Raw genomic sequence first — 13488 nt, forward strand, 5'->3', positions numbered from 1 at the left:
TGGAAGTAGCGGCGCAGCGGACCCTCCCCCCGGCGGCCAGCACGACATCGACCCCGGTGGGCAGCATCGCCCGGTCCAGGCTGACCTGCGCACCGCGGGCGGGCAGGACCAGGACCAGTCCGGAGACGAAGCCGGGATCGACCCCGGCAGCCTGGAGGCCGTTCTTGACCGAGTAGAGGTTGGTGCGCAGTTGCTCGACGGCGTTGGCGTCACCGGGAGTGTGCAGTGCGGCCGGGGTGCCGTCGACGGTCCAGTCCCCGTTGAGCGGGATGCGCAGCACGCCGTCCTAGCGGCGGATAAAGCCTTTGACCTCGACGACCACGCAGCCGTACGGCGACCAGATGACCGCATCAACCTGCCGCGCCACGCCGTTCGGGCCGGGCACATGCAGTTGACCATCGCCACCCCGGGTAGGGCGTAGCGGTCCACCCATGAACCCAGCCACTGCGCCAGCCTGCGCTCGGCCCCCGATAAGCCGGTGTCGTTCCGCACCCTGACCAGCAGCCGCCCCTCCCCGCTCCCACATTCGGTGACAAGAGCCCACGGTGAGTGACAGTCTACGAGGCGGGTACGCCGGGAAGACGGCGTCGGCTCCCGCAACTACCCCGAGACCAGCGGAGCACCCCCGCTCGCGCGGGGAAGACGACCGCGGCTACGTCGTGATGTCCGTCGCGACCGGACCACCCCCGCTCGCGCGGGGAAGACGGACGAGCCCGGCCGCACACACGACCAGCCCGATGGACCACCCCCGCTCGCGCGGGGAAGACTCCAACCCCGACGGCACCCGGTGGCTGCTCCGCGGACCACCCCCGCTCACGCGGGGAAATGGTCCGGTCTCCTGCTTGACCACCTTGCCGTTCGGACCACCCCTGCCTTCGCAGGAAAGACAACATCCGTGTCGCCGAGCAGCACGCCGACCTGGGACCACCCCGCTCACGCAGGGATGACTCATGCCACAGGGTCGAACATGTTGCCGGGGGAGGATCACCCCCGCTTGCGCGGGGAAGAATCTGAATGACCATATCAAGCGGCGGTGGTGGTCGAAGGCTGGATGGGTGTGAAGGTTCGTCCGTCCCGTAGGAGTGCCCAGAGTACGTCGACCAGGCGGTGGGCGAGTGCGAGCAGGGCTTGGGTGTGGTTGAGCCGTTCGTTGCGCTTGCGGTCGTAAAGACCCGTGAGGGCCCCTGGAGTTTGAGGCTGGACAGGGCGGCCATGTAGAACACGCGGCGGAGCCCACGGTTGTAACGCTTGGGGCGTCGAAGGTTTCCGGTGACGCGGCCGGAGTCCTGGGCGACCGGGACGAGCCCGGCGTAGGAGGCCAGGCGTCCGGCGTTGGGAAACCCGGCCAGGTGGCCACCGGTGGCGACGACGAACTCCGCGCCGAGGATCGGGCCGAGGCCGGGCAGGGACTCGATGATCTCCGCGTGCGGGTGTTGCCGGAACCGGTTGATGATCAGCTTGTCGGTGTCCTTGATCCGCCGGTCCAGGTCCAGCAGATGAGTGGCCTGGCGGGCGATGAGGGTGGCGGTGGTGACCTCGCCGGGCAGGCGGACGGTGTGGGTCGCCGCGGCGGCGGCCATGCCGGGAATTCCCTTGGGCCAGGCGCCGTGCTCGCGCAGGAACTCCGCGACACCGGCTTCGCCGGCGGCGCGGATCGCGTCGGGGGTCTGGAAGCCTGTCAGCAGCACCAAGGCGCTGCGAGAGCGGCCACGAGGAGGAGCGGATGTCCAGCAGCGAGACCGGTCAGGTGACGGGTACGCAGGACAAGGACTACAACATCATCTGGCTCGTGGAGGCGTGCCTGAGCAACGCGCTGCGCCTGGAGGGCTACATCGCCGACGCCGAGCGCGCAGGCGACGGCGAGCTGGCGGACTTCTTCCGCCGGGCGCAGGGCGAGAGCCGCAAGGGCGCCGAGCAGGGCAAGGAACTGCTCGCCCGACGCCTGGGCGGCTGATCACAGCTTGCTGGTGCCCGCGGTCCCGTCGACGGGACCGCGGGCACCAGCACGCTGCACACGGGTCGGATGCGCCGCCGGCCGCGTCGGCTCGCCGGCGAGCCGACGCGGGTGGTTCGCGGTGCGGCGGGCAGTCCCGCAGACGGGAGGACGGGGGTCCGTCGCCTGCCGGCGTCGTTTGCGGCGGAAGGCGTCGGGTAGCTCGACAGGTGGGTGACGTCGGAACACCGGACATCTGGAGCGGGACATGCTCAGTCCTCGGGAACAACGGGCACTTGCCGACATCGAACGGTGGTTCGCCGCCACCGATCCCCGCCTCGCGGCCAGGCTCCGCGACGGCACCCGCTCGCCGGGCCTCCATGCGACGAGGCCGGTCCTGTTCACCGTCACCGCCCTCGGGGTGTTGCTGGTCCTGCTGGGACTGGTCACGGCCACGGCCACCCTCTTCCTCGCCGGGCTGGCCGCGTTCGCCACCGCGCTGTCGATGCGCGCGATCAGGCGCCGGCGCGGTAACGCGGACGACGCCAGCAGGAGCGACGAACCACTGGTGTGACCGCTGGGTCCCGCGAGTGCACGGGCGTGGGCGCGGAGGGCGCGTCGCTACCCGCGCGCGCTTCACCCGGCCGGGTCGCTCCCGCTGTCCCTCCGGTCCGTTCCGTCCGGCCCGCCGGTGGGCAGGTTGTCGGGCGGTTCGATGCGAAGGGCCTTGGCCACGGGGACGTCGGTGGAGGAGTGCAGGACGATGGACAGGGCGATGGTGACGGCGACCAGGTCGAAGACGTGTGCGGCGTCGGGCAGGCCGGATTGCAGGACGAGCAGGCCGTAGACGACCGAGGCGAAGCCCTTGGGCCCGAACCAGGCCGCTGCGGCGCGTTCCCGCCCGGTCAGCCTGCTGCGCAGCAGGGAGACGGCGATGGACAAGGGGCGGACGAGCAGGATGGCGATGACGGGAACCAGCCAGTCGCCGGGGCTGAGGTGGGAGAGGCGTTCGGGGGTGATCAGGGCGCCGAAGACGAGCAGGGCGGCGAACTTGGTGGTCTCCGACAGCAGGTCGCCGAAGTGCTCGAAGCGCTCGGCGGCGGTGGGGGTGAGGGTGGCGATGGTGGAGCCGGCGGCGAAGGCGGCGAGGTAGGGGTTGGCGTGGGTCAGGTCGGCCGCGGCGTAGACCACGATGCCCACCGACAGCGGCCCCAGCGCCTGCAACCGCGGCTCCGCACCGAGGAAGGGCAGGCGCAGCGCGAGCGCGACCAGTGCCGGCACCGCGACGCCGAGGAGCAGGCCGAGGACGAGTTCGAGGGCGATCTCGCCGGGGTGCGCGGTCTCGTGCGAGGCGGCGGCCAGGAAGAGCAGCACGAACGGCAGTGCCAGGCCGTCGTTGAGCCCGGACTCGACGTTGAGCAGGCGCCGCAGCCGCAGCGGCACGTCGGCACGCCCCACGATCGCGGAGGCGAACACCGGGTCGGTGGGGGACAGGATCGCGCCGAGCAGGAACGCGGTGGCCCAGTCGAGGCCTGCGAGGTAGTGGGCGGGCAGGGCGATGCCGGCCATGGCCAGCGGCATGCCGATGCCCAGCGCCTTGCCCGAGCTGCGCCACTCCTGGCGCAGCGCGGGCAGCCCGGCCCGCTGGCCGTCGGTGAACAGCACCGTGAACAGCGCCAGGTCGGCCAGCGCCGAGACGACACCGCTGTCGGAGGGGATCTCGACCAGCCCGAACCCGCCCCCACCCAGCAGCGCGCCGGCGAGGAGCACCATCAGCGCGGTCGACAGCACCGTGCGCGCCGCCAGCCCTGACAGCGCCACGCTGACCAGCATCACCACGCCGAAGGCCAACACCAGGGTCACGACGGGTTCCCCTTCTCGGGACGGGCGCCGGCGGACGGCTTCCGCCGGGGCGAGGGCACGCGCACTGGCCGTACCCGTACTCGGCACGCCCAACCCACCACGCGACCGCTCGACGGCGCGCGGCAGCCCGTTTCGGCCGGCCGTTCGAGGGCACCCGACCAGGACGCGCGAGCGCGGGACGGGCAGGCGACGCCACCTCGCCGCGATCGCGTCGTGCAACCGGGAGGAGCGCCATGAAGGCCGTTGTGTACAAGGGACCGCGCGAGGTCGTGGTGCAGGAGGTGCCCGACCCGCGGATCGAGGAGCCCGCCGACGCGGTCGTGCGCATCACCACCACCAACATCTGCGGCTCGGACCTGCACATGTACGAGGGCCGCTCCGCGGTGGAGAGCGGCAAGGTACTGGGCCACGAGAACATGGGGATCGTGGAGGAGGTCGGCCCGGCGGTCCGCCGGGTCAAGGTCGGCGACCGGGTGTCGGTACCGTTCAACATCGCCTGCGGCACGTGCCGCAACTGCGAGCAGGGCTGGACGTCGTTCTGCCTGCGCACCAACCCCACCGAGGGCGTGGACGGCGCGGCGTACGGCTACGCCAACATGGGCCCCTACGACGGTGGCCAAGCCGAGTACCTGCGCGTCCCGCACGCCGACTTCAACCTGCTGGAGTTGCCGCCCGGCGGCGAGCACGAGAACGACTTCACCATGCTGTCGGACATCTTTCCCACCGGCTGGCACGGCACCGTGCTGGCCGGGATGCAGCCCGGTGACAGCGTCGCGGTGTTCGGCGCCGGCCCGGTCGGGCTGATGGCGGCGCACAGCGCGGTGCTGCGCGGCGCCTCGCGGGTGTTCGTGGTGGACAAGGAACCCGACCGGTTGGCGCTGGCCGAGCGGATCGGCGCGACCCCGGTCGACTTCGGTGCGGGCGACCCGGTCGAGCAGATCGCGGAGCTGACCGGCGGGGCGGGCACGGACTGCGGGGTGGAGGCCGTGGGTTACCAGGCGCACGACCCGTCGGGGCAGGAGCACCCCGAGCTGGTCCTGGACAACCTGGTGAAGGTGGTGCGCGCGACCGGCGGCATCGGCGTGGTGGGTGTCTACGTGCCCCAGGACCCCGAGGCGGCCACCGAGCAGGCCAAGCAGGGGCGCATCGGGTTCGACTACGGCACGTTCTTCACCAAGGGGCAGCACATGGGCACCGGCCAGTGCCCGGTCAAGCGGTACAACCGCCAACTGCGCGACCTGATCATCGCCGGGCGGGCCACCCCGTCGTTCCTGGTGTCCCACGAACTGGGGCTGGAGCAGGCACCGGAGGGCTACGAGCGGTTCGACCGCCGCGAGGACGGCTGGACCAAGGTGCTGCTGCACCCCGGACGAGCCGCCTGAGCCGTGCCGCCCGGGGTGAGGCGCCCTCGCGTTGGATGATGCGTCCCGGGAGCAGGTGTCGCACCTGACCGGGACGTTCCCGCCCCGCTACGGCACCGCCGGTCCCGGCGGACGGGCGGAGCTGGGACGCGGTGGTCGTCGGGCGCTACCCGACCGCGCGGCGTCCAACCGCGTGGTGGCCGACCCCGACCACGGGGTGACCCGCCTGCGCGCGGCAGCGTCGACCGGGCGGTGCTCCAGGCCACCACACTGCCTGGGACCGACCGGCTCGAGGCCGTGACGTGCGGGCACACGAGAGGAACGGATCGCACCTGTGGTGACGGGTCCATCGGGCGGGTCGTTGCCCTCGTCTGCTTCGTCGCGGCAGGACGGGGGCGGCGTCCGAGATGTCCGGTTCGAGCGGTGATCAGTGGGTAGCCCTCCGGCAACGTGACGGGAGGTCGGCGTGGCGAACGGGAACGGGATGACGTCAGGGCGGGTGGAACAGCCGGAGGAAGTGGACCCTGGGAAGCAGGAGAACCTGCTCCGGCTGGTCACCGCGCGCTCGGCGCTGTCCGCCGTCGGAGGTGCGGCGGCGGTGTGGCTGTCGGCACGTCGGTTGCGCTCGCACCGACTCCTGTCCTGAGACTGCCCCTGGCGACGGCCGTGCACACCCGGTGGGTCGGGTCAGGGTTCGTCGCCGACGGCGTCGCCCTGGATGAGCTGTTGGGTCTGTCGTGGGTCGGCGCCGTGTTCGCGTTTCTCGACGGCCTCGCGCAGGTCGCCCGGTGCCAGGCGGTCGTGGTTGATGATGCCCAGGAGTTCGGCCCGCTTGTGCAGGGCCAGGATGTCCGTTTCGTCCACTGTCGTCCTTCGTGAAGTCCGTGGCTGGTCCGAAGCCCCGGCTACCCGGGCTGCCGGGTTCGATGCGGCTTCGTCCGATGCGGGTGTTCGCGTTCGTCGGCGGCCGTTGCGGGTACTCACCACGAACGATCGGGAGGAAGGTGGGGAAGTGCCGCGACCGGAAGTGCGACCGGGGACCATCGTGATCTACACCGACGTCGCGTGCGCGTGGTCGACGGTGACGATCGTGCGGTTGTTGCGGGCGCGGGACGAGCTGGGACTGGCTGATCGGGTGCACCTGGACCACCGGTGCTTCCTGCTGGAGGACGTCAATGCCTTCCCGATCCCGAAGAAGTTCCTGGACTCGGAGATCCCGGTGGTGGGGGCGCTGGAGCCGGACCTGGGGTGGAAGAACTGGCAGGGCGACCCGGCGGACTGGCCGGTGACCACCGCGCCGGCGAACGAGGCGGTGCACGCGGCCAAGGAGCAGTCGCCGCGGGCGGCCGAGGAGTTGGACGTGGCGTTGCGGCTGGCGTTGTTCCGCGACAGCCGGTGCGTGTCGCTGCGGCACGAGATCGTCGACATCGCCCGCGGCTGCGAGCACGTGGACGCCGACGCCCTGGGTGAGGCGCTGGACGACGGGCGGGCGCGCGGGCCGATGATGCGCGACTACCGGGCCAACCGGGAGGCGGTGCAGGGCAGCCCGCACCTGTTCTTCGCCGACGGCTACGACGTGCACAACCCGGGCATCGGCCTGCGCTGGGTGGGGGAGCAGGGCGCCGGGTTCCCGGTGGTCGAGCACGACGACCCGTCGGTGTTCGCCGACCTCGTCCGCCGTGCCGCCGACACCGCCGCATGACCCCGCCCAGTTGGGGCGAGCACGTTCCGCCGGGCGTGCGGGAGCTGTTCCACGACCGTGCGCGCAAGGCCGCCCTGCACCTGATGGCCCTGCAGGACCACGACCGACTTCCCGTGCCCGAGGCGGCGCGCGCGACGCTGGCCCACATCGACTACTGCGCGGGGATTCTGGACAAACTGGCGATGACGGCGTGCCTGGCCGCCCGGCAGGCCGGTGTGGCCCTCGGTGAGATCGCCTCGTGGCTGGGCATCGACGAGGCGGCGCTGCGGGAGCGGTTGGCCGCCCACGGGACCGGCCCGGCGGCACCTCCGTGCGGTCCGCGGCGTCCGCGCCGACAGGAGCCCACCGAGGATTGACCTGCCACTGTGGTGCCACCGCGCTTCACCGCCACCGTGCCGGGTTGAGCCGGCGATGAGCGGGTAGGCCCTGGGCATGGCTCCCACAACGCTGACCGCGCTCGCGCTGACCTGCTCGCTCAAGCCCTCACCCGCGCCGTCGAGCACCGACAAGATCGCCCGGCAGGTACTGGACGAACTCGCCGCGCACGGGGTCGAGGGCGACCTGCTCCGCGTGGTGGACTTCGACGTGCGCCCCGGCGTGGAGACCGACATGGGCGAGGGCGACCAGTGGCCCTCCATCCGCGAGCGCATCCTGGCCGCGGACATCCTGCTGCTCGCAACCCCGACGTGGGTGGGGCACCCGTCCAGCGTCGCCCAGCGGGTGATGGAACGGCTCGACGCCGAACTGTCCGAAACCGACGACGAAGGCCGCCCGTCGATGTACGGCAAGGTCGCGGTGGTGGCGGTGGTGGGCAACGAGGACGGCGCGCACAAGATCATCGCCGACTGCTTCCAGGCGCTCGACGACATCGGGTTCACCGTCCCGGCCAGCGGGGGCACGTACTGGAACAACGAGGCGATGAACCCCAAGGACTACCTCGACCTGGACCGGACCCCGGATGCGGTGGCGTCGACCAACAAGAAGCTGGCGAGCAACGCCGTGCACCTGGCGCGGCTGCTCAAGCAGGCCCAGTACCCGCCGGTCCAGTGAGGGGAGCCCGCGTGAGCGAGCTGGAAGTGGTGCACGAGTTCACCGGCCCGATGCCCACGGGGGTGAGCGTGTCGCACACCGGTCGGGTGTTCGTGAACTTCCCCCTGTGGGGTGACGAAGTGCCGGCGACGGTGGTGGAGCTGCGCGACGGGGCCGAGGTGCCGTTCCCCGACCAGGCGTGGAACTCGCCGTCGGGTGACGACGACGAGGGCGCGTTCGTGTCGGTGCAGAGCATCGTGGTCGACCCGGCCGACCGGCTGTGGGTGCTCGACACCGGCAGCCCGCTGTTCCGGCCGACCAAGCCCGGCGGGCCCAAGCTGGTGTGCGTCGACCTGACCACCGACACCGTCACGAAGGTGATCACCTTCCCCGCCGACGTGGTGCTGGAGACGACCTACCTCAACGACGTGCGGTTCGACCTGCGGCACGGGGCCGGGGTCGCCTACATCACCGACTCGGCCGACTCGGGCCCGAACGGGATCATCGTGGTGGACCTGGACAGCGGCGAGTCCTGGCGCAGGCTGCACGACCACCCGTCGACCAAGGCCGTGCCCCTGGCGGACTTCCGTCCGGTCGTGGAGGGCGCGCCGTTGCTGGAGCGCCCCGCGAACGGCGAGCCGGCACCGATCACGATGGGCGCGGACGGCATCGCCATCAGCGCCGACGGCAGCCGCCTGCACTACTGCCCGCTGGCCTCGCGCCGCTGGTACAGCGTGCCGACCCATGCCCTGCTGGACCGGTCACTGCCCGACGACGAGGTGGGCGAGCAGGTCGTCGACGAGGGCGACAAGGGCGGCGGCTCCGACGGCTTGGAGACCGACGACGCCGGACGGCTCTACCTGACCGACTACGAGCACAACGCCGTGCTGCGCAGGCGCCCGGACGGCGACTTCGAGACCGTCGCCCACGATGCGCGCCTGCTGTGGCCGGACACGGTGTCGGTCGCCGACGGCCACCTCTACGTCACCGCCAACCAGCTGCACCGCCAGGCGAAGTACCAGGGCGGGCAGGACCGCAGGCGCAAGCCCTATCACCTGTTCCGCGTGCCCATCGACGCCGGACCCGTCCGGCTCCGGTAGAACTCCACGAGGAGTGATCCGCTTGACCACCACCACGATGCCCATGCTGGAGACCTACCCCGCCGAGATCAACCTCGACCGAGCCGAGCTCGCGGCGGCGATCGACGCGTTGATCGCCTGCGCGCAGGCGTGCACGGCATGCGCGGACGCCTGCCTGAGCGAGGAGGTGGTGGCGGAGCTGACCACGTGCGTGCGCACCAACCTCGACTGCGCCGACATCTGCTCCACCACCGCCCGGGTGCTGTCGAGGCACACCGGCTACGACGCGAACATCAGCCGATCGGTGCTGGAGGCGTGCGCGACGGTGTGCAAGTCCTGCGGCGACGAGTGCGGCTCCCACGCGGAGATGCACGAGCACTGCCGGCTCTGCGCCGAAGCATGTAGGAACTGCGAGCGCGCCTGCCGCGACCTGCTGGCCGCCATCGGCTGAGGCGACCGTGCCACTCGATCGGGTCGCGCGTGGTTGAACGCGTCCGACGTGGGTAGCCGGCGGTGAACCGACGTCCGGAGGAGATCGTCCATGACCGTTGAGCGGGAGCACGACACCGACCTGGTCCGCGTGATCACCGCCGATCACCGCGAGGTCGAGCGGCTGTTCCGGGAGTTGGAGTCCGGGCAGGGCACCCCGGAGCACCGGCGCGCGCTGGCCGACCACGTCATCGCCGAGTTGGTGCGGCACTCGGTGGCCGAGGAGCAGTTCATGTACCCGGCCGCCCGGAAGGTCCTGCCCGGCGGCGACGAGGTGGCCGACCACGAGATCGCCGAGCACGCCGAGGCCGAGCGGGTGATGAAGGAACTGGAGGGCCTGGAGCCGACCGACCCGCGCTTCGACGAGCTGCTGGGCGAGCTGATGCGGGAGATCCGCCACCACATCGAGGACGAGGAGGAGGACCTGCTGCCCCAGCTCGCCGCCCGCTGCTCGGCCGAGGACCTCCAGGAGCTGGGGCGCAAGGTGATCGCGGCCAAGAAGGTCGCCCCGACCCGACCTCACCCGGCGGCCCCGGACAGGCCCCCGGCCAACCTGCTGCTCAACCCCGGCACTGGCCTGATCGACCGGCTGCGCGACGCGCTGTCCGGCCGCAACCGCTGAGCACCACGGGGTGAGCGCACCCCGGCCCGCCGATCGCGGTGGGTGGCGTTTCGCCACCCACCGCGCGGGAAGCCGTCTGTGGACGACGACGGAGGAGACGGCATGAAGGCAGTGGTGTGGCACGGGACCGGGGACATCCGCATGGAGGAGGTGCCCGACCCGAAGATCCTGGAGCCCAGCGACGCGATCGTGCGCATCACGCGCAGCGCGATCTGCGGCACCGACCTGCACCTGGTGCGCGGCACCATGCCCGGCATGGTGGAGGGCACCGTCCTCGGGCACGAGGCCGTGGGCGTGGTGGAGGAGGTCGGTCCGGCGGTGCGGGGGTTCTCCCGCGGTGACCGGGTGGTGGTGACCTCCACGATCGGGTGCGGCACCTGCTCGTACTGCCGGGCCGGGTACTACGCGCAGTGCGACACCGCCAACCCGAACGGGCCGACCGCGGGCACGTCGTTCTTCGGCGGACCGGAGACCACCGGCCCGGTGGACGGCCTCCAAGCCGAGTACGCGCGGGTGCCGTTCGCGATGACCACCCTGGTGCGCATCCCGGACGCGGTCAGCGACGACCAGGCGATCCTGCTGTCCGACATCTTCCCCACCGCGTGGTTCGGCGCACGGCTGGCCGAGGTCGGCAAGGGCGACAGCGTGCTGGTGCTGGGCGCGGGCGTGGTCGGGCAGTTCGCCATCGCCTCGGCCAAGCGGCAGGGCGCCGGCCGGGTGTTCGTCGTCGACGGCATCGCCTCCCGGCTGGACAAGGCCCGGGAGCAGAACGCCGAGACCGTCGACTTCAACCACGAGGACCCGGTCGCCCTGGTCAAGGAACTGACCGGCGGCATCGGCGTGGACCGCGTCATCGAAGCCGTGGGCGTGGACGCCCAGCGCCCCAAGACCGGCCCCGCCGCCGAGCAGGCCGAGCAGCAGGCGGAGCAGTTCGAGCAGGAGCGGCGGCAGGCCGCCCCCGAGGCCAACCCCAGCGGAGAGCAGTGGGTGCCCGGCGACTCGCCCAGCCAAGCCCTGCGGTGGGCGGTGCAGGCGGTGGCCAAGGCGGGCAGCATCGGGGTCATCGGCGTCTACCCGCCCGGCTTCAGCAGCTTCCCGATCGGGGAGGCGATGAACAAGAACCTCTCCGTGAAGATGGGCAACTGCAACCACCGCCGCTACCTGCCCGAACTGCTCGACCTCGTGGTCAGCGGCGTGGTCGACCCCACCACGTTCATCACGCAGCACGAGCAGCCGGTCAACGCGGTCGAGGCCTACGAGACCTTCGACCGGCGTGACGAGGGCTGGCTCAAGACCGTGCTGGACGTCGCATGAGCGACACCGTCGCGGACGCGCTCGTCCGGCGCCTGCGGACCTGGGATGTGCGCAGGGTGTTCGGGTACGCGGGGGACGGGATCGACCCGATCCTGGCCGCGCTGCACCGGGCCGGTGGTGATCCGGAGTTCGTGCCGGTGCGGCACGAGGAGATGGCCGCGTTCATGGCCACCGGGCACGCCAAGTACACCGGCGGCGTGGGGTGTGCCTGGCCACGCAGGGGCCGGGCGCGATCCACCTGCTCAACGGACTCTACGACGCGAAGCTGGACCGCCGCCCGGTGGTGGCGGTCGTCGGCCAGGTCGTGTCGACCGCTCTGGGCACCGGCTACCTCCAGGAGGTGGACCTGCACTCGCTGTTCAAGGACGTGTGCGGCCAGTACCTCCAGACCGTCGCCACCCCCGAGCAGTTGCCGGTGCTGCTGGACAACGCGATGCGCACCTCGATCTCCGAGCGCGTGCCGACCTGTCTGATCGTCCCGCACGACGTGCAGCGCGCGGACGCCGTCGAGGACCTGCCGCACACCCACGGCGTCGTGCCGTCCTCGGCGGTCACCGCCCGCCCGAGGGTGCTGCCGCGCGAGGACGACCTGCGCCGCGCCGCCGACGTGCTCAACGCCGGCCTGAAGGTCGCGCTGCTGGTCGGCCGGGGCGCGGCGGGGGCGGAGCGCGAGTTGGCGCAGGTGGTCGACCTGCTCGGCGCGGGCGTCACCGCGTCCCTGGTCGGCAAGACCGTGCTCGGCGAGGACGCCCCGTGGCACACCGGCGTCATGGGCCACCTGGGCACCACCGCCTCGGCCGAGCTGATGTCCGGTTGCGACACGCTGCTCATCGTCGGCAGCAACGACCCGTGGACCGAGTTCTACCCCGAACCCGGTCAGGCACGTGCCGTGCAGATCGACATCGAGGCCCGCGTGGTCGGCAGCAAGTACCCGGTGGAGGTCCCACTGGTGGGTGACACCACCGAGACGCTGCGCGCGTTGCTGCCGCTGCTGGAGCGCAAGACCGACCGCGACTGGCAGCAGCGGGTGCTCGACGGCGTGGCCCGGTGGCGGCGCATCGCCGGAGAACGCGCCCAGGCCCCCGCCGACCCGCTCAACCCGGAGCTGGTGGTGCACGAGCTGTCCGGCCACCTGCCGCCCGACGTGCGGGTGGCGGTGGACGTCGGCTCGTCCACCTACTGGTTCGCCCGCCACCTCGCGCTGCCGGTGGGCACGCCCGCGCACACCTCCAGCTACCTGGCGTCGATGGGCTGCGCCCTGCCCTACGGCCTGGCCGCGAAGCTGGACGCCCCCGACCGGCCGGTCGTCGCCCTGGTCGGCGACGGGGCGATGCAGATGAACGGCCTGCTGGAGCTGATCACCGTCGCCGACCGCTGGCGCGGGTGGGCCGACCCGACGTTCGTGGTGCTGGTGCTGCACAACCGCGACCTCAACGAGGTCACCTGGGAACAGCGCGAGATGGAGGGCGACCCGCGCTTCCCGACCTCGCAGCGCGTCCCCGGGTTCCCCTACGCGGCCTATGCCGAGCTGCTGGGCCTGCGCGGCATCCGCGTCGACTCACCCGACCAGGTGGGCAAGGTGTGGCACGAGGCGTTCCACGCGGACCGTCCGGTGGTCGTCGAGGCGGTCGTGGACCCGGCCGTGCCGCTGCTCGCACCGCACCTGCCCGACGAGAAGGTGGACAAGATCCACCAGGGGCTGGACCAGGAGCCCGACGGCGACGCGGAACGTGAGCACCTGCGGCGGCAACGCGCCGACGAAGGACATCGGTAGTGCTCGGCGGTGGTGGCCGGGCGAGCACCCGGCCCACCACCGCCCACCGGTCGCCGCGACCCCGGACGGCGCCCACCGCCGCGCCGGTCCGGGGCATGCCCGCGTTTCGCGGCCGGGAAGACGGGTACCGGACCGGCATGGACGACATCACCGGAGCCGGACCCGGGGAAGAAGCCGTGCGCGCCGGCCAGGCGAAGCCCGCCACCGAGCAGGAGGAAGGGCTCGGCGAACCGGACCCGTCCTCGCCCGACGACCGGCGGGACGATCCCGCGAAGCCCGGGGACGACCGCGACGACGCCTGACCACGACGGCGTCCCACGCC

At 71.9% G+C, this 13488-nt stretch carries 14 protein-coding genes and 2 pseudogenes; 13 read left to right on the forward strand and 3 right to left on the reverse strand.

Features of this window, described 5'->3' with window-relative positions; genetic code table 11:
• Positions 1-1023: 1023 nt before the first annotated feature.
• Positions 1024-1703 (reverse strand): annotated as a pseudogene (locus J2S66_RS09500) (transposase); the annotation flags it as partial.
• 20 nt (positions 1704-1723) lie between these two features.
• Between J2S66_RS09500 and J2S66_RS09505 the strand changes: the two are divergent.
• Both J2S66_RS09505 and J2S66_RS09510 read left to right on the forward strand, forming a co-directional pair.
• Positions 1724-1954, forward strand: a complete 231-nt coding sequence (locus J2S66_RS09505) for a hypothetical protein (RefSeq protein ID WP_310306322.1) — start codon at positions 1724-1726, stop codon at positions 1952-1954.
• 247 nt (positions 1955-2201) lie between these two features.
• Positions 2202-2507 (forward strand): DUF3040 domain-containing protein, encoded by a 306-nt coding sequence (locus J2S66_RS09510; RefSeq protein WP_310306324.1) that lies wholly within the window; start codon positions 2202-2204, stop codon positions 2505-2507.
• A 62-nt stretch (positions 2508-2569) separates the two neighbouring features.
• Here J2S66_RS09510 and J2S66_RS09515 read toward each other — a convergent pair whose 3' ends face one another.
• On the reverse strand, positions 2570-3796 hold the full coding sequence (locus J2S66_RS09515) for a cation:proton antiporter (RefSeq protein ID WP_310306326.1): 1227 nt from the start codon (positions 3794-3796) through the stop codon (positions 2570-2572).
• Between the two features lie 233 nt (positions 3797-4029).
• On the opposite strand from J2S66_RS09515, the gene J2S66_RS09520 reads away from it, so the two are divergent.
• Positions 4030-5178, forward strand: coding sequence for a glutathione-independent formaldehyde dehydrogenase (locus J2S66_RS09520; protein ID WP_310306328.1), 1149 nt, complete (start codon positions 4030-4032; stop codon positions 5176-5178).
• A gap of 496 nt (positions 5179-5674) precedes the next feature.
• The gene (locus J2S66_RS09525) at positions 5675-5803 is read left to right on the forward strand and encodes a hypothetical protein (RefSeq protein WP_310306330.1); all 129 of its coding nucleotides are present in this window, start codon (positions 5675-5677) and stop codon (positions 5801-5803) included.
• A gap of 41 nt (positions 5804-5844) precedes the next feature.
• On the opposite strand, the gene J2S66_RS09530 is transcribed toward J2S66_RS09525, so the two are convergent.
• Positions 5845-6021, reverse strand: coding sequence for a hypothetical protein (locus J2S66_RS09530; RefSeq protein WP_310306332.1), 177 nt, complete (start codon positions 6019-6021; stop codon positions 5845-5847).
• A gap of 148 nt (positions 6022-6169) precedes the next feature.
• Here J2S66_RS09530 and J2S66_RS09535 point away from each other — a divergent pair, with 148 nt between their 5' ends.
• The 9 genes and pseudogenes from J2S66_RS09535 (at position 6170) to J2S66_RS09575 (ending at position 13468) form a co-directional block, all read left to right on the forward strand.
• On the forward strand, positions 6170-6859 hold the full coding sequence (locus J2S66_RS09535; protein ID WP_310306334.1) for a DsbA family oxidoreductase: 690 nt from the start codon (positions 6170-6172) through the stop codon (positions 6857-6859).
• Complete coding sequence (locus J2S66_RS09540; RefSeq protein WP_310306336.1) at positions 6856-7215, forward strand: hypothetical protein; 360 nt, start codon at positions 6856-6858, stop codon at positions 7213-7215. Before J2S66_RS09535 ends, J2S66_RS09540 begins: the two co-directional genes overlap by 4 nt.
• Before the next feature lie 76 nt (positions 7216-7291).
• On the forward strand, positions 7292-7909 hold the full coding sequence (locus J2S66_RS09545; protein WP_310306338.1) for a flavodoxin family protein: 618 nt from the start codon (positions 7292-7294) through the stop codon (positions 7907-7909).
• A gap of 11 nt (positions 7910-7920) precedes the next feature.
• Positions 7921-8988, forward strand: coding sequence for an L-dopachrome tautomerase-related protein (locus J2S66_RS09550; protein WP_310306340.1), 1068 nt, complete (start codon positions 7921-7923; stop codon positions 8986-8988).
• A gap of 13 nt (positions 8989-9001) precedes the next feature.
• On the forward strand, positions 9002-9418 hold the full coding sequence (locus J2S66_RS09555; RefSeq protein ID WP_374726072.1) for a four-helix bundle copper-binding protein: 417 nt from the start codon (positions 9002-9004) through the stop codon (positions 9416-9418).
• A gap of 90 nt (positions 9419-9508) precedes the next feature.
• On the forward strand, positions 9509-10078 hold the full coding sequence (locus tag J2S66_RS09560) for a hemerythrin domain-containing protein (protein WP_310306344.1): 570 nt from the start codon (positions 9509-9511) through the stop codon (positions 10076-10078).
• Positions 10079-10180: 102 nt separating this feature from the next.
• Positions 10181-11392, forward strand: a complete 1212-nt coding sequence (locus J2S66_RS09565; protein ID WP_310306346.1) for a zinc-dependent alcohol dehydrogenase — start codon at positions 10181-10183, stop codon at positions 11390-11392.
• Positions 11389-13166: pseudogene (locus J2S66_RS09570) on the forward strand (thiamine pyrophosphate-requiring protein). Before J2S66_RS09565 ends, J2S66_RS09570 begins: the two are co-directional and overlap by 4 nt.
• A gap of 95 nt (positions 13167-13261) precedes the next feature.
• Complete coding sequence (locus J2S66_RS09575; protein ID WP_310306348.1) at positions 13262-13468, forward strand: hypothetical protein; 207 nt, start codon at positions 13262-13264, stop codon at positions 13466-13468.
• Positions 13469-13488: the final 20 nt, after the last annotated feature.

The organism is Saccharothrix longispora, from assembly GCF_031455225.1.
Taxonomy (GTDB): domain Bacteria; phylum Actinomycetota; class Actinomycetes; order Mycobacteriales; family Pseudonocardiaceae; genus Actinosynnema; species Actinosynnema longispora.